General features: G+C 57.9%; 25 protein-coding genes. 11 read left to right on the top strand and 14 right to left on the bottom strand.

Annotated elements, in window-relative coordinates; translation table 11 throughout:
- Nucleotides 1-119: 119 nt before the first annotated feature.
- The 4 genes from R1W01_RS05650 to R1W01_RS05665 are packed head-to-tail and all read left to right on the top strand — an operon-like array spanning nt 120 to nt 2,385.
- On the top strand, nt 120-791 hold the full coding sequence (locus R1W01_RS05650) for a MotA/TolQ/ExbB proton channel family protein (RefSeq protein ID WP_243612762.1): 672 nt from the start codon (nt 120-122) through the stop codon (nt 789-791).
- A 5-nt stretch (nt 792-796) separates the two neighbouring features.
- Nucleotides 797-1,174, top strand: coding sequence for an ExbD/TolR family protein (locus tag R1W01_RS05655; RefSeq protein WP_297758932.1), 378 nt, complete (start codon nt 797-799; stop codon nt 1,172-1,174).
- 6 nt (nt 1,175-1,180) lie between these two features.
- Nucleotides 1,181-1,561, top strand: coding sequence for a biopolymer transporter ExbD (locus R1W01_RS05660; protein ID WP_317275044.1), 381 nt, complete (start codon nt 1,181-1,183; stop codon nt 1,559-1,561).
- Between the two features lie 2 nt (nt 1,562-1,563).
- Complete coding sequence (locus R1W01_RS05665) at nt 1,564-2,385, top strand: cell envelope integrity protein TolA (protein WP_297758927.1); 822 nt, start codon at nt 1,564-1,566, stop codon at nt 2,383-2,385.
- Nucleotides 2,386-2,395: 10 nt separating this feature from the next.
- Here R1W01_RS05665 and R1W01_RS05670 read toward each other — a convergent pair whose 3' ends face one another.
- From R1W01_RS05670 to R1W01_RS05690, 5 genes are all read right to left on the bottom strand, one after another.
- Complete coding sequence (locus tag R1W01_RS05670; protein ID WP_279391764.1) at nt 2,396-2,884, bottom strand: NUDIX domain-containing protein; 489 nt, start codon at nt 2,882-2,884, stop codon at nt 2,396-2,398.
- Nucleotides 2,881-4,845 carry a nucleoside-diphosphate sugar epimerase/dehydratase gene (locus R1W01_RS05675; RefSeq protein WP_317275045.1) on the bottom strand — a complete coding sequence of 655 codons (1,965 nt, stop codon included), beginning with the start codon at nt 4,843-4,845 and terminating at the stop codon, nt 2,881-2,883. Before R1W01_RS05675 ends, R1W01_RS05670 begins: the two co-directional genes overlap by 4 nt.
- A gap of 405 nt (nt 4,846-5,250) precedes the next feature.
- Nucleotides 5,251-7,647, bottom strand: coding sequence for an acylphosphatase (locus tag R1W01_RS05680; RefSeq protein WP_297758920.1), 2,397 nt, complete (start codon nt 7,645-7,647; stop codon nt 5,251-5,253).
- The gene (locus R1W01_RS05685; protein ID WP_297758917.1) at nt 7,640-9,070 is read right to left on the bottom strand and encodes a hypothetical protein; all 1,431 of its coding nucleotides are present in this window, start codon (nt 9,068-9,070) and stop codon (nt 7,640-7,642) included. The genes R1W01_RS05680 and R1W01_RS05685 overlap by 8 nt, the downstream gene beginning before the upstream one ends.
- A gap of 88 nt (nt 9,071-9,158) precedes the next feature.
- Nucleotides 9,159-9,671 (bottom strand): transcription termination/antitermination protein NusG, encoded by a 513-nt coding sequence (locus tag R1W01_RS05690; RefSeq protein WP_297758914.1) that lies wholly within the window; start codon nt 9,669-9,671, stop codon nt 9,159-9,161.
- A 323-nt stretch (nt 9,672-9,994) separates the two neighbouring features.
- Here R1W01_RS05690 and R1W01_RS05695 point away from each other — a divergent pair, with 323 nt between their 5' ends.
- Nucleotides 9,995-11,086, top strand: coding sequence for a hypothetical protein (locus tag R1W01_RS05695; protein WP_317275046.1), 1,092 nt, complete (start codon nt 9,995-9,997; stop codon nt 11,084-11,086).
- Between the two features lie 41 nt (nt 11,087-11,127).
- Here R1W01_RS05695 and R1W01_RS05700 read toward each other — a convergent pair whose 3' ends face one another.
- Nucleotides 11,128-12,099, bottom strand: coding sequence for a UDP-glucuronic acid decarboxylase family protein (locus tag R1W01_RS05700; protein WP_243612752.1), 972 nt, complete (start codon nt 12,097-12,099; stop codon nt 11,128-11,130).
- A gap of 188 nt (nt 12,100-12,287) precedes the next feature.
- Here R1W01_RS05700 and R1W01_RS05705 point away from each other — a divergent pair, with 188 nt between their 5' ends.
- Together R1W01_RS05705 and R1W01_RS05710 are read left to right on the top strand one after the other, a co-directional pair.
- A complete protein-coding gene (locus R1W01_RS05705) occupies nt 12,288-13,772 on the top strand; it encodes an NAD(P)/FAD-dependent oxidoreductase (protein ID WP_297758908.1) in 1,485 nt (494 codons plus the stop codon).
- A 21-nt stretch (nt 13,773-13,793) separates the two neighbouring features.
- Entirely contained in the window at nt 13,794-14,801 is a 1,008-nt protein-coding gene (locus tag R1W01_RS05710) for a glycosyltransferase family 2 protein (protein WP_297758906.1), read from the top strand.
- On the opposite strand, the gene R1W01_RS05715 is transcribed toward R1W01_RS05710, so the two are convergent.
- From R1W01_RS05715 to R1W01_RS05730, 4 genes are read right to left on the bottom strand one after another with little or no spacing between them, the layout of a single operon-like run.
- The gene (locus R1W01_RS05715; protein WP_243612749.1) at nt 14,764-15,615 is read right to left on the bottom strand and encodes a glycosyltransferase family 2 protein; all 852 of its coding nucleotides are present in this window, start codon (nt 15,613-15,615) and stop codon (nt 14,764-14,766) included. The two genes, R1W01_RS05710 and R1W01_RS05715, sit on opposite strands and share 38 nt — an antisense overlap.
- Nucleotides 15,616-15,622: 7 nt before the next feature.
- The gene (locus R1W01_RS05720) at nt 15,623-16,657 is read right to left on the bottom strand and encodes a glycosyltransferase (RefSeq protein ID WP_297758902.1); all 1,035 of its coding nucleotides are present in this window, start codon (nt 16,655-16,657) and stop codon (nt 15,623-15,625) included.
- Nucleotides 16,658-16,705: 48 nt separating this feature from the next.
- Nucleotides 16,706-18,280 (bottom strand): GMC oxidoreductase, encoded by a 1,575-nt coding sequence (locus R1W01_RS05725; RefSeq protein WP_297758899.1) that lies wholly within the window; start codon nt 18,278-18,280, stop codon nt 16,706-16,708.
- A gap of 1 nt (nt 18,281) precedes the next feature.
- Nucleotides 18,282-19,715: a lipopolysaccharide biosynthesis protein gene (locus R1W01_RS05730; protein ID WP_297758896.1), complete on the bottom strand. Its 1,434-nt coding sequence runs from the start codon at nt 19,713-19,715 to the stop codon at nt 18,282-18,284.
- Between the two features lie 199 nt (nt 19,716-19,914).
- Here R1W01_RS05730 and R1W01_RS05735 point away from each other — a divergent pair, with 199 nt between their 5' ends.
- Nucleotides 19,915-20,889, top strand: a complete 975-nt coding sequence (locus R1W01_RS05735; RefSeq protein ID WP_297758893.1) for a glycosyltransferase family 2 protein — start codon at nt 19,915-19,917, stop codon at nt 20,887-20,889.
- Nucleotides 20,890-20,994: 105 nt separating this feature from the next.
- Here the strand turns inward: R1W01_RS05735 and R1W01_RS05740 are convergent, their stop codons facing one another.
- From R1W01_RS05740 to R1W01_RS05750, 3 genes are read right to left on the bottom strand one after another with little or no spacing between them, the layout of a single operon-like run.
- Nucleotides 20,995-21,315, bottom strand: coding sequence for a hypothetical protein (locus R1W01_RS05740; RefSeq protein WP_297758890.1), 321 nt, complete (start codon nt 21,313-21,315; stop codon nt 20,995-20,997).
- Complete coding sequence (locus R1W01_RS05745) at nt 21,312-22,040, bottom strand: hypothetical protein (RefSeq protein WP_297758888.1); 729 nt, start codon at nt 22,038-22,040, stop codon at nt 21,312-21,314. The genes R1W01_RS05740 and R1W01_RS05745 overlap by 4 nt, the downstream gene beginning before the upstream one ends.
- Nucleotides 22,037-22,300, bottom strand: a complete 264-nt coding sequence (locus R1W01_RS05750; RefSeq protein WP_317275047.1) for a hypothetical protein — start codon at nt 22,298-22,300, stop codon at nt 22,037-22,039. Before R1W01_RS05750 ends, R1W01_RS05745 begins: the two co-directional genes overlap by 4 nt.
- Before the next feature lie 118 nt (nt 22,301-22,418).
- On the opposite strand from R1W01_RS05750, the gene R1W01_RS05755 reads away from it, so the two are divergent.
- Genes R1W01_RS05755 through R1W01_RS05765 form a run of 3 tightly spaced genes read left to right on the top strand, consistent with a single transcriptional unit; the run spans nt 22,419 to nt 24,798 of the window.
- Nucleotides 22,419-23,015, top strand: coding sequence for a sugar transferase (locus tag R1W01_RS05755; protein WP_317275048.1), 597 nt, complete (start codon nt 22,419-22,421; stop codon nt 23,013-23,015).
- Nucleotides 23,012-23,662, top strand: coding sequence for an acetyltransferase (locus R1W01_RS05760; protein WP_317275049.1), 651 nt, complete (start codon nt 23,012-23,014; stop codon nt 23,660-23,662). The genes R1W01_RS05755 and R1W01_RS05760 overlap by 4 nt, the downstream gene beginning before the upstream one ends.
- 5 nt (nt 23,663-23,667) lie before the next feature.
- Entirely contained in the window at nt 23,668-24,798 is a 1,131-nt protein-coding gene (locus R1W01_RS05765) for a DegT/DnrJ/EryC1/StrS family aminotransferase (protein WP_317275050.1), read from the top strand.
- Between the two features lie 12 nt (nt 24,799-24,810).
- Here R1W01_RS05765 and R1W01_RS05770 read toward each other — a convergent pair whose 3' ends face one another.
- The gene (locus R1W01_RS05770; protein ID WP_317275051.1) at nt 24,811-25,818 is read right to left on the bottom strand and encodes an NAD-dependent epimerase/dehydratase family protein; all 1,008 of its coding nucleotides are present in this window, start codon (nt 25,816-25,818) and stop codon (nt 24,811-24,813) included.
- Between the last annotated feature and the right edge of the window lie 112 nt (nt 25,819-25,930).

Below are 25,930 nucleotides of genomic sequence, written 5' to 3' on the forward strand. Positions count from 1 at the left end.
TTGCGTGAGCAGAGGCCAATGCCTCATATGGCGCCGGAACATGTATGAACCCGTACGCCGAACCGATTGGGTGCGTGCCAAGACCGGTCCGATGAGGGCCAGATTTCGGAGGGATCCTTATGGACCTGATAGCGAGCTGGACGAATGTTCAGGAGTTTCTCATCAAGGGTGGACCAGCAATCTGGGCCATCGCGGCGCTGTCCGTTCTAACCTTGGCTCTGATCCTGTGGAAGATCTGGCGCCTGATGTTGCTGGGCGCATGGGCCGGACGCCATACCGAGGCGGCGGTGCAGTCGTGGGAAAATGGCGATGTCGCCACGGCACGGGCGATCTTGGGCAATCGCCAATCCTTGCGCGCCGTGGTCGCGCGCGCCGCAATCGAAACCGAGCTCGATGACCGTTTCAACGATGCCGAAGCGCGCGAAGAAATCCAACGTGTCGCTCGGAACAAGCTGACCGAGGCGCGCACCGGGTTGCGCGCACTGGAGCTGATCGCGACAACGGCACCCCTTCTTGGTCTTCTCGGGACCGTGATGGGGATGATAACGGCCTTCCAGACCCTACAAGAAGCGGGGTCTCGCGCTGATCCCGCTGCATTGGCAGGCGGTATATGGGAGGCACTGCTGACAACCGCGGCAGGTATGGCCGTTGCGATCCCGGCGGGTGTCGCGCTGACATGGTTTGAAAGCGTTGCAGACCGTGCTCAGGGGGATATGGAGGACGCAATCACCCGTGTTCTGACCCGCCGTCCCAAACGCAACGCGCAAAACCACTCGGCTGCGGCGGAGTAAGGACGATGCATCTCGGCCCTCCACGTCGGCGACGCAAGCCCAGCCTGACCCCGATGATTGACGTGGTCTTTCTGCTGCTGGTCTTCTTTATGCTGGCGTCGCGTTTTGGGCATGATGTTGAGATCAACCTGCCCCTGAGCGCGTCTTCGGAAACCCCGTATGAAGGCCCGCCGCGCTTGATCGACATCCTTCCTGATGCGGTGCGTCTCAACGGGGTGGAGATGGAGCTGGCAACGCTCCTTCCTGAACTTGGTGCCTTGATGCTGTCGCATGATGACGTAATCATCCTGCGCGCCAAAGACAAAGCCGATTTGCAGCGTGTCGTGAGTGTCATGGAAAGCCTTGCTGAGGCGGGCTATGAGACGCTGGTTTTGGTGGAGTAAACGCTGATGATCTTGGATAGGCCAGCCAAACGCCCCATGCGCGAAAGTATCGTGCCGATGATCAATGTCGTCTTTCTGCTGTTGATCTTCTTTCTGATGACGGCACAGATTACCCCGCCTGATCCGTTCGATATCACCCCCCCGGAGTCCACGGCTGAAACCCCGGCAGAGGGCCAACACATTCTCTATATCTCTGCCGACGGCAACCTCGTATATGGCGATCTGAAGGATGACGATGTCTTTGCTGGATTTGCGACGCTTGGCGAGAATGAACCGCTCTTGATCCGTGCTGACAAAGCCGTTGATGCAAGCCGCATTGCCTCTCTCTTGCCGCGTCTGGCCGCTGCAGGTGTGCGCAACGTTAAACTCATTTCCTCGTCGAGGTAGCTATGCGTGTGATTGCCGAAGCTTCCGCTTTCCTCGCGATTGCAACCGTGGCGCATCTGGCGATCTGGGCGCCAGAGGCCGAAACGGGTGAGTCGAGTGCCGGAGCAGGCGGCGAGTCCCTTCTGACCATCAATCCGTCATCCGCCAGTATTCAGAGAATGGTCGAGACATGGGATCGTCCGCCAGAAACGGTTGAAGTTGTTGAGACCGCGATGCAGATGCCGGATGCGCCGCAGAGCGCCCCCATCTCGCCGCAACCGCTACAGGAGGCGCCCCCTAAGGCCACGCCTTTGCTCGAGTTGCCAGATATGCCGCAACGCCCAGACGCGCCGCCTGTGCCGATTGCCAATCCGGCGCCGCCAAAGAAACCCGAGCCCAAGCCGACTCCCAAACCGAAGAAAGCAGAGGCCCCAAAGCCAAAGCCCAAACCGAAACAACAGGCCTCCAAGGAAGCGGCGCAGGTCAATGCGAAACGCGCCGAAGGCAGCGGCGATGGCGCGGCGCGGGGCAACAGTCAGAAATCCAACACTGCCACACTTAGCAAGGCACAAAGGTCGTCTCTCTTGTCACGCTGGGGCGGTCAGATCAGGGCCAAGATCGCCCGCAGCACACCGCGCGGTGCAGGTCGCGGAACAGCGATCGTGACCATTACAGTAGCGAGCAACGGAACGCTTCGCGGTGTGTCGCTTGCGAAAAGCTCTGGCAATGCGCGCCTCGACAAGATCGCCTTGGCCGCTGTCCGAAAAGCGGGCCGGTTTCCCGCAGCGCCTGCCGGGCTGAACCTCACGACTCAGTCTTTCCGACTGCCCATCAAATCACGCTAGGCTTCGTCGCTTACCAAGCTTCGTGGCGCTCTGCTCCTTCTGCGATCTCACGGATGCGTCGGGCAGTGCCCGGATCAATGTCTTGCGGAAGTTCGTCCGCTGCGAAGAAACCGTATTCAGCGATTTCGATGCTCGAAGCCTTCGTCGGCGCCTCTCCCTGCACTTCGCAGAGGTACACCAGGACATGATCCCGCTTGCTCACACCCTTGTTGAAGAACACACCGTGCAACACTGGTTTCTGCGCAAGTCGTAGGCCGGTTTCTTGAAAAAGCTCGTTGCCAAGCGCTGTTTCGGCGGTCTCTCCCCGCTCGACCCCACCTCCCGGAAAGTGCCAGCCCGGCAGGTATGTGTGGCGCAATAAGAGGAATTTTCCATCCCGACAACGCACAACCGCACGGACCCCAATAGTCAGTCCACGCTTTGTGAGAAAGAACCAGTGCAGCAATCGGCCCGCGAGCCGACCTCCAAGCCCGCGACGCGATTGAGTGAGTGAGGTCATGAATTGGCGGCTTCTACGATCTTTAGATGTGTCTGTGCGGGCACCGAGATACCCTCGGACCAAATTAGATCAGAGATATCATCATGGGAAGGGCGATAGTCCACCGGCAGTTCATGGAAGATTGCAATGATCTCAGGAAGATCAAAGTTCGTGCACGCCGCCAAGAGACGATCAAGTACGGCGGCCAAGTCTTTCATCGGAAGCGAGACCTCTGAAGCCGTCATGATCCGAGGGTGCCTCGTCGGAGACGGATTGTTTCCGATCAGCAGTTCTTCATAGAGCTTTTCGCCCTTGCGAAGCCCTGTCACACAGATCGGTATATCGCCATTCTCCGGTGCGATCTGTGCGACGTCTTCTACGAGATAAGGCGTGAGGCCATGTAGCTTCACCATGCTCATGGCTAGGTCGAGGATTTTGACCGGTTCGCCCATGTCGAGAACGAACACATCGCCGCCCTTCGCCATGGCGCCAGCCTGAATGACAAGCTGAGATGCCTCGGGAATGGTCATGAAATACCGGGTGATATCTAGGTGTGTAAGCGTAACCGGGCCTCCGGCCTCGATCTGCGCACTGAAACGCGGAATCACAGACCCTGAAGAGCCCAACACGTTGCCGAAACGGACCATGGAAAAGACGGTGGTGCTCGTCTCCCGCGCCTGCGCTTGGCAAATCAGTTCCGCGACGCGTTTTGTCGATCCCATGATATTTGTTGGACGCACCGCTTTGTCGGTTGAGATGAGGATGAAATTCTCGACCCCATGTTTGCGCGCCGCGCGTGTGATCTCGAGCGTGCCAAATATGTTGTTCCGAACACCTTCGATGACGTTTTCTTCGACGAGCGGCACGTGCTTGTAGGCAGCTGCGTGATAGATCGTTTGCACACCGAAGGTCTTGATCGCCATATCAAGACGGCGGGCATGCTGCACAGATCCAAGAATCGGCACGATGCGCGTTTGATACCCCATACGTTTCGCCGCCTCGGTCAATTCGGATTCAATCGCATAAAGCGCGAATTCGGACATCTCATAGAGAACGAGCGTGTGTGGGTTCTGGGTCAGGATCTGTCGGCAAAGCTCGCTGCCAATCGAGCCACCTGCCCCCGAAACCATGACAATCTTGCCGTCGATCGTGTGGCTCAACAATTCCGGATCCGGGGCCACGGGATCGCGGCCAAGAAGGTCTTCTGCGGTGACGGTGCGAAGTTCAGAGATCTTGGCCTTGCCGCTGATAATCTCGGAAATGCCCGGGATCGTCTTGATCTCGAGATGCAGGTCTTCAAGGGATTCGACTACTTCGCGCCGACGCTGGCGGCTCATGCTGGGAATCGCCAGAAGGATGACCTTCGCCCCGCGACTCTTCGCGAGGCGTTCGATATCGGAGGGTGCATAGACATGCAAACCTCCGATTGTGAGATTCTGCAGATGCTCATTGTCATCGACAAGCGCGACAGGTTGATAGTCGCGCCCGTAAAACAGCGAATTCAAAAGCTGCAGCCCTGCTTCACCCGCGCCATAGATGATCACAGGGCGTTTGCCGACCTGTTCGGGGTTCCTGAAGAACTGCCGCGCAAAAAAGCGCAGTCCGCCTACCGTCAGGAAAACCAGCACCGCATGCATGAAGGGCACAGAGCGCGGAATGCCCGCGTCAAGAATGAGGCTCGATACATATAGGAGGACCGCGGAAATCAACGCACCCTTCCCAACCGTCACAAGCACTTTGCCGGTCACGTAGCGCACAAGCGCCCGATATAGGCCGCAGGCCTTGAAAACGGCGAGCGTCAACAGCGCCGTCAGGAAGGCCGTTCCAAGAATGCCGATGTCCAAAAGGAAATGAAAACTTTCAAGGCGGAGCGCCATTGCCCCGAAGAACGACACTATGACCAACATTGCGTCAGATATGAGTTGCAGCTTGATCTTACTTCTGCGGCTCAAGCCTGCGAGAAAACTGGTGACGTCCGACATGGTTAAAAAACCTCACTCGTTGAAAGGGCCGCCAAGCAATTGTTGCGCATACAACCTACAGTATTGGTGTGACAGGAACAATAAAACTTCCACGCTGCTCAAATATCTCTGCGGTCATCGGCCAACTTCTGCTGCGTCGTTTCGGTGCAGGTTGCTTTCTCGGCTCTCGCGAACGGCGTCAGAAGATCAAAGGCCCGCCAGTAAAGGTCGTCCAATATCATGAGGCACGGTCGAGACTTAGTGGCCTTCGCTCTACCAAGGAATCTATCCAGCGCCTGGTTAACCGCACGTTACAAATGCGCATAGCCATTTTGCTTTCATGGAATGCACAGAAATGAAGCAGCCCTTGAAACGGTCTAGGCGTGGCGCAGATTTGACGCAGTTTCGACGCGGATTTCACAAGAACTAGGCCGATCCGGACGCTTGTTGCAGGAGATCGAGAGACAAGGCCACATCGTAGCGTACAGGGTTGGCCAATGCATATCCCGCCTGCAATCGCGCAAAATCCAAGGCGCCGCCGCTGTCTGGCCGGAGGAACGGCCTCGTATCAATACCAGCGCGCAGCTCAGAGAGCGCCCATTGGGCGTCGCGACCAAGTCGGAAGACCGCCGTCCCAATTGCGAAACCCGGCAATAGCTTCGTTAGTGTCTCGCAAATCCCGCGCAAATCGCTGGGGATCACTTCATGGACCTGAATTGTGCCAGCCATCCGCGCAATCGCCTGTGGCTGGGCAAGCGGGGTATCCTTTGGCGCGATGGTTTGGCCATCTCGCAACTGTCGGCGAAACTCTCGTGGTTTGAGCGGGATGTCTCCGCGTCTCTGTAGCACGGCTTGCGCTAGGAGGTCTTCGGTTGTGTCTTTTCCGGTCGCGAAGTGCGGATCGTGGTCGATCCTAACTGCTGCGGACGCCTGCCCACCCAATATCGCGACCTCAAAACTGCTTGGTGTTTCAAAGGTCTCCAAACTGATCTGCCAGCCCGGATTGTCCCGTTCAAGACTTGCAAGACGTTCCGCATCCTCAACCCAGAGAGTGCGCATCTTGCTGCGTGCCAGTGTCAGGAAAGCGCGCCCAAGAGGTGTCTCGTTGTTCCTCACCAAAGGTTTAGCGTCCTGCGCATCCAGAATTCGGGCCACAGGAACGCCTTCTCGAGCAAGCTCTTCGCGCAGCGCCAACCAACGCCAAGGTGCAAGCGCACCACGCGCAAAACTCGAGTTCGGATTCAAGAGGTAGAACGATGTGGCCTTTTCTTCGCGCTCAACAAGGATATCCCGGGTCAGCGGAAAAACATCAGGGCGCATCTTAGTGACGACGTTTGCCACCTGCTGCTCAAACCGGTCCTCGATGTTTGGTTTGGGTGCCGTGCGAACCTCGAGTGGCGGCTTGGCCTCACCGGGGCGAAAGACATCTGGCGTGGCCATGACAGTCTTGAACGCCTCTTCGAAGAAATGCACATGCGTCCCATGCGTGGCGTAACGGAACACGCCGCCGACAGGACGGCTATTGACCTCGCATAGTACGGATTTCGCCTCATGCTGTGGCTTTGTGAAGTCTTCGGTGAGGATATCCACACCCCAGAACCCCTTCGGATCAATTGCTTCCGCGGCGCGCCGTGCAAGCGCGACCACGTCCGGATGAATTTGATCCGTAATCGGAAGCAGGTCCGCCCCCTCGATGTAATTCGGAGAGACACCAAGAAGCACGATCTGATCCGGCGCGGGGCGATCCTCTGGCGCGTAGCCTTGTAGAGACAAGAGACGCCGCTGCCGAAGACCAAGCTTGAGGAGTTGGCTCTCCTGTGTCGACGGCAAGGATTGGCGCGCGGCGTTCTTCTCGTCCACCAGCTCGGAAATGCTTTGTGTCCCGTCGCCCACCACATGCGCAGGCAGGCGCAGATATGCCGCGATGAGCGTGGTCCCGAGCAACAAGAGCCGTAGATCAACTCCGCGCACATAGTCCTCGACCAGCACGAGATCCTTCGTCCCCTCCGCTTGTGCGTGGGCAAACGCACGCTCACAAGCTTGTTCGCTATTGATGTTGAGCGTGACGCCTTTTGCTTCTGTTCCGAAGACTGGTTTGACAACAGCCGCGCCGTCTATCCGCGCAAAGGCGGCACGGGCCTCTTCTTTGGTGCGGCAAATCTCTCCGGTGGGAACCGGGACGTTAAGGCCTTCGAGAAGAACCTTGGTCAAGAACTTGTTATTGCTTAGTTCTTCGGTCAGCGGCAACACCCAAGACGGCCGCGTGACATCCAATCCAAAGGTCCGGTCTCCCGCACGACATAGTAGGCTTGGCGGCGCATTGGGACCCAAGTGCACCAAATTCAAACCGCATGTTTCCGCGGCCTTATCGATCTGACCAAATCGCCAGTTTCCTTGCTTCTTTGGAAACCGGTTCATGCGCCGGCTGTCCGGAGGCAAGCCATCATAGGCCTTCTGGCACGCTGCGAGATATTCTGGATCGAGTGTCGATATGATATCGCTGATCTCTTCAGATGTTCTTGGCCCGGTTGCCTTTCGGCTGAACGCCTGAAAGATTTTCGGCTTGGCGCGGCGAGCATCAACGCGGCGCACGTCTGCGTGTTTTGGGCCCCTGGCGAGTAAGGTCTCGAACGTGGTGCATTGCCGTGCCGTACCGCTGGCCATGATCTCGACCCGCCCATCGGGCCGGTTGCGCACCCACCCCGTAAGCCCGATTTCCTGAGCCCGGCTCATGGCCCAATTGCGATATCCGACCTTTTGCACCCTGCCATAGACGAGGAAATGATGGGTCTCCTGCCCTGCCTCAGTGGGTCGGTCAGACAAAGGGAATATCCTTTAGGTCTGGAATGGTACGATCCAGCAAGGCCTTGTAGGCTTCATCATTGCGACGCAATTCGAGCGGAAGCTGCATAGAAAGCGCCAACAACTGCCGATCGCAGAATGGGTTCATATAGAAATGCTGTGGAAACCCATGCCAACGCGCCCCTTGCGTATGCGGCAGTGTGATGTCGAGCCATGCAAGGTCATGCACCTTGTTCTTGCCTTGTGGCGGAAGGGTCTCGTGCCATTCCAAGAAGGCATGATGCCAAAGCTGGAACGGTCGCTCGGTCACGCCGGCCCCGTAGATGCGAAGCCGCTTGACGCCATGGTCAATGTTAAGCTCCCCTTCACGCTGTCGCGCCCAGTTGGTCGCCCGCAAGATCCCCATGATGTTCCCGCGCAGAATGGTGAGGTTCTCCGGTATTTGCTCATGGATCGCCAGCGTCTTAACTTCGGGCCCAAACGTCGCATAGCCATTGGCGAGAAAGAACCGCTGTCGATCTTCAAAACTCGCCTTCTGGAATTTGAACTCCCTATGTTCAAGACCTAGCCGCGCACAAATCCTTGCCGCGGTTTCCGTATCAAGCCCGGATTGTTTGTGAAATCGCCATGAAAAAATGAACTGCGCTTTGTGGATATCTTCCATCGCCGCCCCTAGAAGACAGCGAGAGTCCCGGCCGCCCGAGAGCGGCAGAATGCAATTCCCGATCGTAAGCAGCGCACGGATGTTCTGGGAGAGTCGGGCATGAATTGCGTCTACAATCGCGTCTGTCTGCTCCATAGGGCGGGTTTCGAGATCGCTATCTTCACGTGGCCAGAAGCGACGCGCGCGAAAATCATGTAGTCCGAGATAGTGATTTCCAAGAAGACGCTTCACATAGAAATCGCGCGTATGGCCAAGGGAATACTGCTTCTTGGCTTCCCTGATCTCGGCCCATGGAAAGATCGGATTAGGATGTATCGGTCGTTGCAGCGCCAGCGTCAGAGAAGACGCGATAAGACGGCTCTCCGGATCATACACAACGCCATAATCCGCAACGGGATCGGTGAATAGTCGCGGTGTCGCGCCATGCAGTGCGAGAACCACATAGCGCCCCGCAAGGCCAATCACATATCGTTCCACATCGTCCCAGAAAGCGACATCATCGGGACTGCTCTGGAGGATCTGCGGGCGATCAACCACCTGCCCTTGCGGATCGACCGCAATACCAGCGACATAGCCGACATTTGTGCCATCTGCCGCGCAAAGCTCGCTGACTGGGAGATCAGGACAATGCTGAAAACGCCACGCGCCGATCTGTTTTGTCTGCCATTCGGGAATTTCAATATCGTTGCGCTCGGAAAGAACGAACTGGCTGCGAAAAACGCGACCGAAATCAAGCCCGTTCGAGGCGCAATGCGTCAAAGCGTTGAGCGTATCTACCATTATGCAAATTCAGTCTCTCTCATGTCTCGCAATGCAAAGACATTTCAGCGAAATTTCCAAGCGAAATCTGAATACTGCGCTGTTTTTCTCAGCCAGCTCGAAGCTGATTTGCATCGACGGCTACGCGCGTCTGTCCGCCCATGATCTCCATCAACAGCCAGACGCGTTGATCCGGGCAAACAGTCTCGACCTCTGCGACAAAATCGGCAAAAGGCCCCTTGTTGACGGAAACGCGGTCACCTGGCGCGAAATCCGCGATCGGGACGAGCTTTCCCTGATCGTCGCACCGCACCATGAGTTCCGAAACCACTTCATCAGGCACCGCGGTCGGCGTTCCGCGAAGGCTGACCAGCCGTGTAATCCCATAGGTCGAATTCACCTTACGCCACAGGCCCTTCGCAGTATCGAAACGCACAAAGATATAGCCCGGGAACAGCGGTCGCAGGGTGGTTATGAACCTACTAGCGGTCTGGCGGGTCTGTTCCTGCATCGGAAGAAACGTTGCAAACCCCTGCTGTGCGAGGTTCTTCTCGGCTACTCTTGCGCAGTTCGGCTTGATCTGCGCCAGAAACCAACTCTTGCCACACTCGCGAACTTTCATACTCAAACCCTACAACAACCTAGGCGCAGACATATCGCTCAAAGACGAACGATTGCAAGCGAACTCTCCCGGAAGGCGTATGAAGGTTCCATGAACAAGGCGACCAAGCCTGCGCGAGATGCTTTCACTGAACTTAGCACCTAACGAATGACACCACGGTGAAGCCACCGAAATCCAAAGCGCGCCTCGCCAGCGGCGCAAGCCTTGTCTCCTCCGTCGGTTCAAGCCTTACTGACACAATGAGAAATCCTTTCGAATCAACGCAAACTTGGTATGGGCCTGATCGCTCGGAGCGCTACATCCGCGCTTTCGTGGCGTTCGTCATGATCGTTTCCCTTGTGGCAATCCTGATGATTTTTCGGGGCCACTACCTGATGGGTGGACATTCTTGGAATACGGCGGATTGGCTGATCAATGCCGAAAATGTGCATGTGCGACGCGGCCTGTTTGGTTCGGCACTACTGCGCATCTCTGATACGCTGCATGTCTCACCACTAAGCGTCGCAATTCTCCTACAGTGTAGTCTTGCGACCGCAATTACACTCGGTGTTCTGCGTGCCCTTTGGGCATCGCCATTCCCCGGCCTCACAGCACTTCTGTTGCTTTCTCCCGGATTCTGTCTCCTGTTTTGGGCCGCCGATCCCTATGGAACAGCGCGCAAAGAGATGATCACCTACGCCGCGATGGCGCTGTTGCTTTTCTCGACCGGCACCCCAAGCCGGGACCGTTGGGTTGTCGCTTTTGCAAGCCTGCTCTTTGCCTTCGGTGTGAGCGGCCATATCGCGAATGCGATGATGACGCCGATGTTCTTATTCATGGCGTGGATCGTCTTGGGCCGCGCTACCCCGCAATGGATCGTCACGGCTGCGCTCCTTCTACCGTGGGCCGCCTTCCACACATGGTATCCCATTCGGTTCTCCGGGATCGCTTCTGCGATGGACGTGTGTCAGCCATTGCTTGACCGTGGTCTGAACGAAAGCTTCTGCAAAGATGCGATCCGAGTCACGGCGGACAATGCCGGATCAGCCGTCGACTATGTCGCAGAACGCGCCTACGGCAGAGGCTATGGCGCGTGGCACCTCATCATCTACCCCGGCCTTCTATTGCCGCTGCTCTACCTACTTGGCCGTACAAACGGCACACGCACAATGCTCTGGCCGATCATCCTATCGGTCCTCCCGATCCTGCCGCTCTACTCCGTCGGCCTTGATTGGGGCCGGCAAACAGTCATGCACGTGACCCCGATCTTACTATTGTTCGCCCTAATGCTTCTGCGTGGACGCATCCGACAGACGAAGACCATCCCTACGGCATCGTCGCTCCTGCTCCTCGTGCTCGGCATAGTTTGGGCGCCGAAACATGTCTTTGGGCTGGACTGGGGCATGCCGATCGAACTGATCGCGGGCCTGTTTTAGCTGCGCATCGAATGCCTTTGGGGTATTGCGATGCTGCCTCGCTAGGCGCTTTCAAGTTCTTGAAGCAATGTTTGAAAATACCCGACCGTACTGTGAAGGCCGGTCTCCAACGTGGTGACCGGTTGCCAGTTTAGGAGCGATTGCGCCCGTGAGATATCGGGACAGCGTTGGGTTGGATCGTCCTGTGGCAAGGGCTTGTAGACGATCTCCGACCGAGACCCCACAAGGGCAACCACCTGTTCGGCAAGCTCTGCAATGCTGAACTCCACCGGATTGCCAAGGTTGATCGGCCCGCTCGCCTCCTGTCCCGCCTGCATCATTGCGATCATGCCTTCGACGAGGTCGTCCACATAGCAGAAAGCGCGCGTCTGGCTACCATCGCCATAGAGTGTAATCGGCTCGCCACGCAACGCCTGAACAATGAAATTCGACACGACGCGTCCATCAGCGTGATGCATCCTGGGCCCGTAGGTGTTGAAAATACGCGCCACTCGGATCTCGAGACCATGCTGGCGCTGGTAGTCAAAGAACAAGGTCTCGGCACAACGCTTACCCTCATCATAGCAGGATCGCGGCCCGATCGGATTCACGTTGCCCCAATAGCTTTCGGTTTGCGGGTGCTGATGTGGGTCGCCGTAGACCTCCGAAGTCGAGGCTTGAAAGATCGGACAGCTCAGCCGTTTCGCGAGACCAAGCATGTTGATTGCCCCATGCACAGAGGTCTTGGTCGTTTGAACCGGATCGTATTGATAGTGGATCGGTGACGCCGGGCACGCGAGGTTGTAGATCTCATCCACCTCGACATAGAGCGGGAATGTCACGTCGTGGCGCAGGAATTCGAAGCGCGGATTGCCATGCAAATGGTCGATATTGCGCTTGGTTCCGGTAAAGAGGTTATCGACACACAGGACTTCATGCCCTTCCTGGATCAACCGGTCGATCAAGTGCGAACCGATAAAGCCCGCTCCACCAGTGACCATTACCCTTTTTCGGCTGTCATAAAGTCTTGCCATGCGCCCCCACCCCATCCCGTCAAATCGGGATTGCCCATCCCGATTGGTGTTTTCTTCTCAGGACTATGCAGGGGATACAGCCCTGCTTCAACCTCCTGTCACACATTCGAAAAATCTGCGGCCCTTGGCTGTGGACAAGGCCCGGATGCTGCGATTAGTGTTCGAGCAATGAAGGGGATCGAAACCTTATGAATGAGCCGTTCACCGGAGACAGGCCGGCGTCGCGTACGATTATTATCGGCGCAGGTCCTGCCGGGCTAACTGCTGCCTATGAGTTGCAGAAAATCGGCGCTCCGACGATCCCGGTCGTCCTAGAAGCTTCCGATATGGTTGGCGGTATTTCCCGCACCGAGCAAAAAAACGGCAATCGCTTTGATATCGGTGGCCATCGCTTCTTCACCAAGGTGCCAGAGGTCGAGGCGATGTGGCACGAGGTGATGCAGGACGATTTTATCGAGGTCGATCGCCTGAGCCGGATTTTTTACCGGGACAAGTTCTTTTCTTATCCCCTGAAACTCTTCAATGCCTTGCGGAATATCGGTCTTGTCGAGGCGGTGCGCATCCTCTTGTCCTACATCCGCTGGAGAGTGCGCCCCTCCAAGCAGGAAGACACGTTCGAACAATGGGTGACGAACCGCTTCGGTCGACGCCTCTATATGCATTTCTTCCAAAGCTACACGCGCAAGGTCTGGGGTGTCGACCCGAGCGAAATCCGCTCGGATTGGGCCGCACAACGCATTCAGAACCTCTCCTTGCCCAAGGCTGTCTGGAATGCGATTTCCGGGGCGAACGACACCAAGACCTTGATCGAGCGCTTCCAGTATCCCCGCCTCGGCCCCGGTATGATGTGGGAATTTGTGCGAGATCGCGTGCGCGCGGCTGGCGGCGAAGTGCAGATGCGCCGAGAAGTCACCCGCATCAAGCGGTCTGACACCCGCGTGACATCTGTCGAGACCCGAACGTGGAGCGAGGACGGCAAGGCCGTTGAAACCTCTGTGATTGAAGGCGATGATTTCATCAACAGCATGCCGCTCCGGGACTTGATCTTTGCTTTCGATCCGCCCCCGCCTCCTGACGTGGTCGCCGCGGCCGAGAAGCTGCGCTATCGAGACTTCCTCATCGTAACGCTTTGTCTCGATCATCCGGATCCTTTTCCGGACAACTGGATTTACATTCATAGCCCTGACGTGAATGTCGCACGCATTCAGAATTTCCGGGCATGGTCTCCTGATATGCTCGCAGACCCGAACACCTCTTCGATTGGCATGGAGTATTTCTGCAACCAAGGCGACGCACTTTGGGAAATGGACGAGACCGCTCTGCGCGATCTTGCGGCGAAAGAGCTCGAAGCGCTCGGACTGGCCAAAGCCGAGGCCGTGACCGACTTCGCGATCGTGCGTCAGCTGAAGGCCTATCCCGTGTATGATAGCGATTACCGCGAGGCGCTTGAGATCATTTCTGCATGGCTGAAGACGCTCGAGAACTTTCAGACTGTGGGGCGCGCAGGCCTGCATCGCTACAACAACCAAGACCATTCTATGCTTTCTGCGATGTATGCCGCGCGCAATATCATGGGGGCAAGGCATGATGTCTGGGAGGTCAATACAGAGCGCTCCTACCACGAGGATTTCGAAGTTGAGAAGGACGCGCAGCGCGATATCGCTGCCGAATAGTTGTATGTACGGAGCGCCTTCGTGAGAGATCTCTGCGTCATTATTCCTGCTTATGATGCATCCAATCATCTTGGCCGCTGCATTGATGCCCTTCTCGCGGATGGATTTGCCCCGGAAAGCATCACCGTCGTCGATGATGCATCCACTGACCAAACTGGTGCATTGGCCAAGGAGCGCGGTGTCGCCGTGATCCGTAGAGAGCGCCAAGGCGGTCCCGGCGTGGCTCGCAACACTGGGGCCGCAGCGACGCAATCCGAGATCATCCTCTTCGTGGATTCTGATGTGGCTGTCTGCCGGGGAACGCGCGCGAAAATCCTTGCTGCGTTCGCGCAAGAGGCCGCACCAGATGCGCTGTTTGGCTCTTATGATGACGCGCCGTCCGGCCCACACCTTGTAAGCCGATACCGTAATCTCCTACACCACCACACCCACCAGATCAGTGCAGGCAAGGCCGAGACTTTCTGGACCGGCCTTGGTGCTGTCACTCGCTCCATGCTTGCCAAGTTGGGCGGGTTTGACCCCAAGCTACGCTACCTGGAAGACGTGGAATTCGGTCTGAGGATCGGCGCTGCAGGGGGGCGCATTGACCTTGCCCCCGAAATTCAAGGCACACATCTCAAGGGGTGGACACTCCTGTCCATGTTTATGACCGATTGGAAAGGCCGCGCCGTGCCATGGGCGCGCCTCCTCGCAGACGGACGTATCGGCATGGGGCGGCTCAACACCTCATTGAAGAACCGGGCCAACGCGCTTCTGGTGCTTCTCTTGTTGGTAAGCGTGGTGATGTCGGCCTTCGTGAGCGCAGCGCCCTTGCTTTTCGCAGCCCTGCTCATCGCATTCGTCGCGATCAACCAGCGGTTCTTTCGCCTGCTGTGGTCCAAGGGCGGCCCGGCACTCGCGTTGGCCTCTATCGGGTTCCATGCGGTCCACTATATCGCCGCACTTCTCGGGGTGGCAGAAGTGCGCCTTTCAAAGCGGCGGCGCCAACACGCTAGCCGAGCCGAGACCTCATGTAGCCCCCGACCATAGCCACCTGTGACAGGAACATGAGAAAGGTCTGCTGCAACCGCATCTGCCTGTCTCCGGTCCAAGGGTAGCTGAGCAGCCTCACATAGAACTTAAGCCCTTCGAATTTGACCGCTTCGGCTTCGCGCGAGTCGAGGACTTTATGCAAATGCCGCGCACCCTTTCCATAGTTGGAATGCTGACGCATGAAGCGGCGAAAGCTTAGTTCATGTGCGTGGCCGACAACTGCATCCGGGGCATAAACCAGACGCCCGCCTTCTTCGCGCCAGCGCATACCGAAATCCCGATCTTCAGCCGCGGCAAGCGGAAAAGTCTCGTCAAACCCGCCCAGTTTGAGAAATCCGCTCCGCGCGCAGCCGATGTTGTTTGAGGTGAAGAAGGGCGTATTCCCTTCGCTCGCCTCGAAGTAATCATAGAGGAAATCACAGAGCGTCTGGCTCGCCGTCGCATAGATGTTGTCCTCAAGAAGATTGACCACATATCCCCCGATAAGCGCATCCTCCGCGCCACCTTGCGCCGCAAGCAACGCCGTGACCCAGCCCGGCTCTGGGCGGCAATCATCGTCTGTAAAGACGAGGAAATCCCCTGTCGCCGCCGCGGCTCCGGCATTGCGCGCTTTTGCCGGACCTGCGTTTTCCTGTCGAAGACACTGTACGGTATCTCCAAACTCCGCACAGATCGGGGCCAGCGGCTCTGGGCTGCCATCATCAACCACGATGGTTTCATATGGCCCACCATCGAGACGCGATAACGCTTCAAGACACCCTCTCAGGCGATCGGGACGATTAAAACTCGGGATAATGATTGAAACAGACATAGGTGTCTTAGCTGCCTTGTTGAGGGGGTGTTGCGTCAGTCTCTTGTACGGTCTTGCCGCTGGCAAAGCGCGCTCGCCCGGCCCGGTCCTGCTCATTCACGAAGGAATAGCGATCAAGCTCGATCTGCATGCGTTCTGCCCGTCCTTGATCATCTGCGCCAATCGCATAGCCGATCGCTTCTCCGAGTGCGCCAGCGATGTTCACGGCAAGGATGACGAATGCGGCCTGCGGCAGAAGGTCCCTGCTGCGTTTGGTGCGTCGAATATGGCCCAAGCTGCGCCATAGCCGCAGGAACGGGATTAGGGGGCTGCCCGCGATATAGAGCGCCCGCTTCCAAATCGGCCATTTCTCTACGCGCATTCGTGATGCGGCATAAATGCGCATGCCAATAAACTCGAGGCGCGCATAGTCAGTGAAGTTGGAAATCTGCGTGTGCTCCGTCACCGTCTCACCGGTCAGGTAAAGCGTCTTTCCCCGTCGGATGAGATCCGGATAAAGAACCCCCTCATTGCCGAACGCATAAGGCAAATCCTCGCCATATTCCAATAGGGTCTCGCGCCGGTACGCACCGTGATGTGGCCCAAGCCGCTCTGCAGGCCCTGACTCGAGCGGCGCAACCGCATCACCAAACTGGCCATAGATATGGGCCCAGGCGACAAGCCCGGGATTGGCCGGAAGCATCCCCCAGCCGACAGCGTCATATCCCCCGCTCTCGAATGCCTTGAGCACAACCTCTGCCCAGTTGTCGGGTGGAAAATCGTGCTCTTCGGCGTAGATCACGTAATCTGCCGAGGCCTCCTTGAAGCCTCGCGCCGCAGCCACGCCGACCCAAGGAATCTCTCCCATCTCAACGATCTTGTAGCTGTGGAAGTCCTGGAGGTCGTCAAAGTCCGGCTGCATCTCCTCAAGAGACGGCCCCACAATGACCATTTCAATCCGGTCCACAATGGTCTGTTGCTTCAGGTAAGAGATCGTGCGCGCGCATTTCGCATAGCTGTCGTCGGTGATCATGAAGATCGAAATGTCCGGGTGAGACGACATCTTACTCCCAACGCGCAATAGCCAAACGAACCGTCCGATCGCCTGCTGCTATCGAACGGATCTCGCTTCAATGAGCCTAGTTAAGTGGTCTGCCAAACGCAACGCCAACAGCACCACGGTCAGCGTCGGATTAGCCGCGCCACCCGTTGGAAAAACAGAGCTCCCAACTGCAAAAAGATTGGGCACTCCATGAATGCGCAAGTTGGCGTCTGTCACGCCCATATTAGGGGTCTCTGACATCCGCGTCGCACCCATTGGGTGAAATCCGTAGCTCTCATAGTGGCGCAGCGCGTCCAACGTGGTTCGATCGGTCCGGAGCCGCCCGAACCCGGCCTCCTCGAGCAATTGCGCTATCGCCTCAAGAGAGCGTTCCACACTGTCGCAAAAATGGGCGCTCTCACGGTAGACAAGATGCGGCAAAGGCGTGCCAAAGCGATCTTTTCGGGTCGATAGGACAATCCTGTTTTCCGGGTCCGGCTCTTGCTCGAGAAATGCCAAAAGGCGCAAATGATCAAAGGAGGCCCCTGCGCGCACCTTGTTGTCGAAATGCCAAAGCCCATAGCGCATAAGTTTTGCGGCCGAGCCAAAGCCATGCGTCTTCATATAACGGCGCAACTCTCCTACGCTCTCTTTGCCGCGCAAGGCAGGAAGCACTCTCTTGGCCGCCGCAACGGCGGGATCGGTTTCAAGGGGATGCAGGCGGTAGAACCGTGCGTGGAGGTCAAGAAGTTTCAGGCGCTCTCGCTTTGCCGCTGAGAGGCCAAGCTTAATCTCGACCGCCCTGTCGTGGACGTGATGGCGGTCTGACAGGAACCGTGCTGCCGCCGATTGCTTCTTGATTGGCAGAACACCGACCGAACGGATCGGGTGTTCCATATGGTAGCGGCCCACCACATCATGTTCATTGCCGACCCCTCTTTCATCGCGATCACGCGACGCAAGAAGCAGCCGTGGGATCTCGAGCCCCCCGGTTGCAAGGACAAAGCGTGTGGCGCGCACTTGAAAGCGCTCCCCATCGGGCCTGCGCACGTCGAGGTGATCCACCTGCCCCGCCTCATTCTGTAAGATCTTGCAGACAGTCGCTTGCATTAGGCAAAGGATGTTCTTGGAACCTTGCAAGGCCGATTGATAGGCTTTCCCAATGTCGAGAGGATCGCTATGACAGACGGCCCGGACCTGAAGATCGGGTCCGAACTGCGCCTCTGTTTCAAATTGTAAGTGATCTGGCGTGGTGTCTGATAGGCCGAAGAACCGACGCGCCTCTGCCATGTAGCCATTAAGATGTTCGATTGAGATGGGCCAGCCACTGAATGGCACCCAATCACGGGCTTGGAAGTCCGTCGGATCGAGTTCAACACACGCCCCATACCAACGCGTCGTAGACCCTCCGAGGGCCCGCGCCCGAGAGGCCATAAACGGATATCCCGCGACCGTCGATGTGCCTTGGTTCAGGAGGTCGCTCTCTTCTGTCGGACGCTCCCCGCCACTCTCGATAAGAAGAACCGACACACCTGATTTCGCGAGGGCAAGACTAAGCGAAATCCCCGCCGGGCCGGCTCCGACAATCGCCACCTGAGCGTCCAGTACCGCGCCCGGTTCGACACTACTTGCGTCGCGAAACACTCTAAACTCCCCCGCGCCTGCTGCGAAGTCGTCGAAGCGCCATTCGCAGACCGGCTAACTCACTCTCCGCAAGGCAAAGCCCAACAACAACAACCACCATACCGCCAAAGATCGGTGCCATCCAATCCAACGCCACAGCACACAGCGTCAAAACCGCGACGAGCGCGAAGCCCAGCACGCGCAGAGATACACCGTTGAATCCAGTCATCCACCAAAGCGCGGCAAGCGCGGCGATGTTGACGGCAATCAAGGCCAAAAGAATGGCAAACCCAGCCCCGAGCGCCCCAATTTGAGGCACAGCGATCACGATACCAATTGCTGTAAGGACGACCCCGCCGACCCGGATCAGGGCGGGAAGACGGACTTCCCCGGTCATCGTGAGAAAACCAAGATGCGGCCCACCAGCCGCCGTGACAACATATCCGCCAACCATGAGGACAAGCGGGCCAAAGGCTGCCTCATAGCCGCCGAACAGCATGAGGATCATCGGGCCGAACATGAGCATGAACACTGCTACGGCCAATGCCCCCAAGAGAGACAGGAAACGCACCCAATCATACTCGCTGCGGATCTTGGTCTGATCGCCTGTGGTAAGATGAAGCCGGGCACGTGGCAGGAAGGTCGGATGCACCGCTTGCCGCCCGATATCGGTCAAAACCGCCAACCGGGCCGCCAATGCGAATTCCGCCGTTGTCGCATCGCTCGCCACCAGACCAATGATAATGACATCAAAGAGGTTCTGGCCGGCCTCGGTAATCCTTTGAAATGCATAAATAATTCCGCGTGACAAGTCTTCCCGCGTAAGCCGGTAGCCGCTGCTGCGTTGCGCATTGCGCGCCCCCAACATGAGCGCGACCATGGGAAATGTGAATGCTGCGACGACAGCCAGAGCTACGCCGATCTTCCCGGTTGCGGCCACAAAAGCCACGCCGATCAGCATGGCGCGAAGGAAGTCTGCCACTCCCGGCATCGCCGCTGCAATCGCGAACCGGTGGTTGGCCTGAAACCACGCCCTGAGAAGAAGCAAAGCCGCCATCGGCAGGACCACCGGCGCGAGCGCCGCGAGCCACCATTGCACCACCTCGGACTGCATCGCTTGTGCGAGTGGGGTGGAAACGCCCCATATCAAGGCCATGAAACCCACAGACGCCAAGGCTGATCCGCCAAGCGTTCTAAGCAATAGGCCCGAGCCACGCATTGGCTGGCGCGGATCGCCATCGCGTGAAAGGTGCAAGAGAAGCGTGCGATCAAACCCGAGTGTTGCCAGAATCGAGAACAAAATCATAACGTTAAAGGCGAAGGAGTAAGCGCCGAAATCGTCTTTGCTGAGCATGTTCGCCAGAAATAGAAAAGCGAGAAACCCGCCCAATGCGCTTGCCCCTTGCGAGAACAAAGCGCTTAGCGCCCCCGGTCTATAGGTTTTCAGAACCGACATGCTTTCCGACTCGTTACGAGGTCACCTGCGGTGCCCCCCTTCGGTGTTAACCTTTCCCCGCCCTCTGGTCCATGCGCTGCGTGACGAACCTTTGTGCGTTCTGGGGTCGCGTCTGGCATAGGTTGGGTTTACCCTCAGTCGCAAATCGCGATCCGCGTTCACTCGGATTGCGTTCAACAGGTAAGAAAAGGGAACGCGCATGCCCGACACCCCCATCACCGCGAGTGTGATCTGTGTAACAGGAGATGGCCCCGAAGCGCTCCATGGCCTCCTGTCTCGGCTAAAGACGCAGAGCATCGTGCAGGAACTGGAACTGATCATCGTCGCGAAACCGCAATTGGTCGCCTCCATCGAGGCCCTCGACCTACAAGACTTCGCGCGTTTTCAGGTCATTGGTCATGATTTGTCGAGCTCGGCACGCGCCAGAGCCGAAGGCATCCGTGCGGCGCAAGGGGCGGTGGTGATCTTTTCAGAGGACCATGCCTTTCCCCTTTCCGATCGCTGGGCAGAACGCCTTGTCAGCCACCACGCCTACGCCGCGGCTATTGGACCGGTCATGCGGAACGCCAATCCCCGCACTGCGGCAAGTTGGGCATCGCTGATGATTGAGTACGGGATGTGGATGCACGCACCCAAAGCAGAATTCGTGCCCTATATCGCCGGACATAACTCCGCGTATGACCGCGAGATGCTACTCACCTATGGCGACGATCTTGCGAACATGCTCGAGGCAGAATGGGTGCTGCAGAATGATCTGCGCAAGAAAGGCTATAAGTTCTGGATCGACCCAGAGATCGAAGTCGCACATATGAACTACTCGTTCTTCCGTGCTTCTCTCGCCCTGCATTTCGCAGAAGGCCGCATGTTTGCTGCAAGCCGACGTGAAACCTGGTCCTCGCTTCATCGGTTGGCGTTTGCAGCTGCGGCGCCGCTCATCTTTGTCAAACGCCTGATTTCGATCTCTTGGACTGCGATCCGCGGCGGACATGGGCGTGAACTGTTTCGCTGCTTCCCGCATCTTGCCATTTTTCTCGCGGTCAGTGCCGCTGGCGAAGGCGTCGGCTATGCTCTTGGAGCGGGTGACTCTGGCCACTTGTTTGCGGAAATGGAATATCAACGCTGGCGTAACGTTTATTCCGATGAGGCGGCCCTCCAAAGAGCACCTGCGTCTTAGACCCTTTCACGGCCTCAAATGCGTGTAGACATGGCAGCTTTTTGCACCGCCATGTCTGTTCTCTGTCGACCCTGCACACGCCTGGGGCGCGGACACTGCCAAGCTCTAGCCTTCTGGCGCGGGCTCGATCCGCTGCAATCCTGCTGCGTGCAGCAAAGCCGCGAAATGGCCTTGTCGATCCGTATCCGCGCGAACGTCCACCGTGATATGCGCCGAAAGCTCCGTATCGGCGGCAACCGCGTCAGCAAGCCCTGAGGCAAACCCGCTGTTGACGCTTGCCCGAAGGCCAAAATGGGTTGGAGGCGCATCGCCCGAAGCGCTCAGTGAGACGAGAAAATTATCTGCGCCCCATCCATTTTCGGCGAAAAGCGCGTTGGCGGCGGCCAAGGCCGAGCCCGTCGTCAGGACCGCGATGGATTTCGTCATAGGACCACTCCTGTTTTCTTCGCCATCCAGTGTTCGACCTGAGCGACCTCGGCAAGATTGGCGTCGTCCCACTCCGCATAGCCAAAGACCTTGCCACTGGCACGTATATGGCCATAGCAGAAGAAAGTGCCCTCCGCGTGAAGGCTGGTGCTGGTATTGGCAAACGCGGTGCCAACGCGCGGTGTCAAAAGCGCCGTGTAGAGCTCTTGCCGGTTATAGCTCGACACGACACCGTCAACACGGTCGCTCCCTCCCGCAGAGTTTGTCACCGCCCCCGTGCTGCTCGGGGTCGCGGATCCGGTATTGATATAGGGCGGGATCACCTTTGCGCTTCGAAAGCTGCTCCAACTGCCTTCTGCAAACCGCTGTAGCCCAAGGCACGCGGTCATCGGCGCCGTATAGGCAATGGCTGGGATGACCATGTGGTCGTCAACGCCGTCGAACTCGATCCAGCACAAACTGCCATTCGTGCGCCATGTAGGTCGCGCGGCGGGAGTGACTTGCACCGCGTCATGGCCGTTGCCGGATTTGTCCTGAACACATCCCACAGGGTCACCATCAGAGGTCACCGGGATCGTGCCGGCCGCGTCTTGGAACAGCACCGAGAGATCGGAAAAATCATACCAAGCCCCAAGCCGCGCGACCTGAAAAAGCGCGCTGGGATCCCAGATGTGACGCGGCCGATGGCGCGCCGATGTTATGGAAAGATCGCACAGCGTCTTCATGCGAGAACCAGTGCATGAAGACCCGCCGCCGATGTTCCGCTCGCTCGAATGCGACGAACGCCCAATGGCAGGATCGAGAAATCCGCCACGGCGATGGATCGGGTCTCGCCTGCAACGGTATCGACAACGACGGTTCCGCCGCTTTCCGCATAAAGCGCGATCGCCACGATGGGCAGATCGTTGCTGTCATCCGGCACAACCGGAAGGGCATCCGTGGCCGGACCCGAGATGGAACGCGCGCGATCGGCAAAAGGGTTCATGAAAAATCCTCACGACTAGGGGATACTGGCTGCATCCGCGATTGAAGTTCAGGGCAATTTCCCGCAGAAAGGCTGCGTAAAGGTTGATCGCGCAAACGTACGATTAGGAGTTTGTTCATTGTTTAAACGTGGTCTCGATATTCTCGGTGCTGGCCTCGGATTGCTTCTCTTCTCGCCGATCCTTGCCTTTGTCGCCTGGAAGATTCGTGGACAAATGGGGGCGCCGGTGCTGTTTCGACAGACCCGCCCAGGCCGCGATGGCAGACCTTTCCAGATGGTGAAATTCCGCACCATGCGCGATGCGGTGGATGCCGACGGCACCCCCCTGCCCGATTCTGAACGCATGACACCGCTTGGCCGCTTCCTGCGCTCAAGCTCGCTTGATGAACTTCCGGAACTCTGGAATGTCCTCAAGGGCGACATGAGCCTTGTCGGCCCGCGCCCCCTCCTGATGGACTACCTACCGCTCTACTCTGCCGAGCAAGCCCGCCGCCATGACGTGCGTCCCGGCGTGACCGGCTGGGCCCAGATCAATGGCCGCAACGCCATCTCCTGGGACGAGAAATTCGCTCTCGATGTCTGGTATGTCGACAACCGCAGCCTCTGGCTCGACCTCAAGATCATCTGGCTGACCATCCGCAAAGTGGTCAAGCGCGAAGGGATCTCAGCAGCAGGCGAAGCCACCATGTCAAGATTTGAGGGGCCCGGGTCATGACGCAACTGATTGGTGTCTATGGGGCAAGCGGTTTCGGACGCGAAGTGATGCCGGTGCTGCTTGCACAACTGGGTGACAGGAAACAGGCACGTTGTGTCTTTGTGGATGACGCGGGTCATGACGACGCCATCAATGGCCATGAGTGCATGACATTCGAGGCTTTCTGCGCGCAACCTGCCGAGAGGCGAGCGATCACGATCGCAATCGCGAGTGGTGTGGTCCGTGAGACGCTCGAGAAAAAATGTATCGCCGAAGGCATTTTGCCCTTCGATGTGAAAGCCACGAACGCGCTTATTATGGACAAGGTTGAACTGGCAACAGGCTCAATCTTGTGTCCTTTTTCGACCATCACTTCGAATGTCAAAATTGGCCGTCAATTTCACGCAAATATCTACTCATACGTCGCCCATGATTGCGTGATCGGAGATTTCGTCACTTTCGCGCCGGGCGTGAAATGCAACGGAAACGTCCATATCGAAGACCATGCCTACATAGGAACCGGTGCAATCCTACGCCAAGGGACACCGGAGAAACCGCTCACCATCGGTGCCGGGGCGATTGTCGGTATGGGGGCTGTGGTGACTCGCGATGTGCCGCCCGGTGCAACCGTTGTCGGCAATCCGGCCAAACCGCTCATCAAGGACTGACCCTCATGCGCCTCTACCTGTCCCGCCCGCATATGTCCGGCCATGAAGAGGCACGTGTCGCAGAAGCGTTCGCATCGAATTTTGTTGCCCCCCTCGGGCCGCAACTCGATGCCTTCGAGGCCGCCGTCGCGGACTATCTCGGCGAAGATCTGCATTGCGTTGGCCTTTCGTCCGGCTCTGCCGCGCTTCATCTGGCCTTGCGCATCGCCGGTGTCGGGCCCGGAGACGAGGTCTGGATTTCCTCGATGACCTTCGCAGGTGGCATCTTCCCGGTGAATTACCTCGGCGCGACTCCACGGTTCTTCGATCTCGACCCGACAAGCTGGACCATCGACACCACGCGCCTTGCTGAAGAGCTTGCCAAGGCCGATTCCGAGAACCGCCTGCCCAAAGCTATCGTGCCAACAGACCTCTATGGCCAATCTGCCGATCTCGACCCGCTCGAGGCGCTGGCCGCGCAATATGGCGTGCGCCTGATCGTCGACAGCGCCGAGAGCCTCGGCGCGACCTACACCAAAGACCGCAAGGCCGGCACCGGTGGCGATGCCGCGATCCTCTCGTTCAATGGCAACAAGATCATCACGACCTCCGGCGGCGGCATGTTGGTGACCAAGCACAAGGACTGGGCCGACGAGGCGCGCTTCCTCGCGACCCAAGCCCGCGACCCCGCCCCGCATTACGAACACTCGACATATGGCTACAATTACCGCCTCTCCAACATCTGCGCGGCCATCGGCCTAGGCCAGATGGAAGTGCTGGATGACCGCGTCGCCCGCCGCCGCGAGATCTTCGCCCGCTACGCCGCCGCGCTCACCCGCCCCGGCATCGCCTTCATGCCGGAACCGGACGGCCTTTTCTCGACCCGCTGGCTTACGGCGCTGACCATCGACCCGGATCAGACTGGCGTTGGCCGAGAAGACATCCGCCTTGCACTCCTCGAGCATGAGATCGAATCGCGTCCGCTTTGGAAACCGATGCACATGCAACCCCTCTATGACGGAGCGCCCTATCACGGCACAGGTTTCGATGAGACGCTCTTCGCGAATGGCCTCTGCCTGCCCTCGGGCAGCGATATGAGCGATGCTCAGCAGGATGAGGTGATCGACCGGATCACGCGCCTGTTGGATGGCGCATAGCGCCCCTCGCGCCTAACGGTCGTTCCAGCCGCGATACCAATCGACGAAAGATTTGACGCCATCGCGTATATCAGTGCGCGGCAACGCGCCCACAAGCGCCTCGATCAACCGCGCATCGGCCCATGTCGCATGCACATCTCCTGGCTGCATCGGCATGAGGTTGCGTTCCGCCGTGCGCCCGGTTGCCGCCTCGATTGCCTCAATGAACGCGCCAAGCTGCACAGGAGACCCATTGCCGATATTCACGGTGCGAAACGGCGCGACGGGGGAAAGGCTGTCCATGGGGCCGACCGGCTCTGTGCCTGGAATGGTCGCGGAAAGGCGCAGAATGCCTTCCACGAGGTCTTCAACATAAGTGAAATCGCGCTGCATATCGCCATGATTGTAAACGTCGATCGCCTCGCCGTTTAGGATCGCTTTGGTGAACTTGAAGGGCGCCATATCCGGCCGGCCCCATGGCCCGTAGACCGTGAAGAACCGGAACATCGTCGTCGGAATCGCAAACAGATGTGCGTAGGAATGCGCCATCGCCTCATTGGCGATCTTCGTCGCGGCGTAAAAGCTCTTGGGGTGCACCGCTCGATCCGTCTCGCCATAAGGCATCTCGGTATTCGCGCCGTAGACCGAGCTGGTCGAGGTCATCATCAGGTGCTTTGGCGGACAGGCCCGTGCCGCCTCGAGGATCTCGTGGGTGCCGATGAGATTTGAGGTCACATAGGAGCGTGGCGCGTCAATCGAATACCGCACGCCTGCCTGCGCCGCGAGATGCACGATCACATCGGGCCGAAACTCCGCGATAAGCCGGGTCAATACCCCTTCATCCTCAAGCATCCCCTCCTCAAAGAGGAAACGCTCCTGCGCTTGCAAAATAGAGAGCCGCGCCTCCTTGAGCTTGGGATCATAGTAAGGCGTCAGACCGTCGAACCCCATGACTTCCCAGCCATCCTTCAACATCCGCTGTGCAAGATGAAACCCGATAAATCCCGCAGCGCCAGTGATGAATACGCGTTTGTGTGACATGTCTTGACTAAGAACCCTGATGATACGCTGCCGACCCTAAGTCAGGCCCTAACGCGTGTCGAGACAGAGTCCCCACACTTGCGGCAAGAGGGTTCGATTTCTTGCCGAAGAG

The organism is Shimia sp. FJ5 (assembly GCF_032918335.1).
Taxonomy (GTDB): Bacteria; Pseudomonadota; Alphaproteobacteria; order Rhodobacterales; family Rhodobacteraceae; genus Shimia; species Shimia aestuarii_A.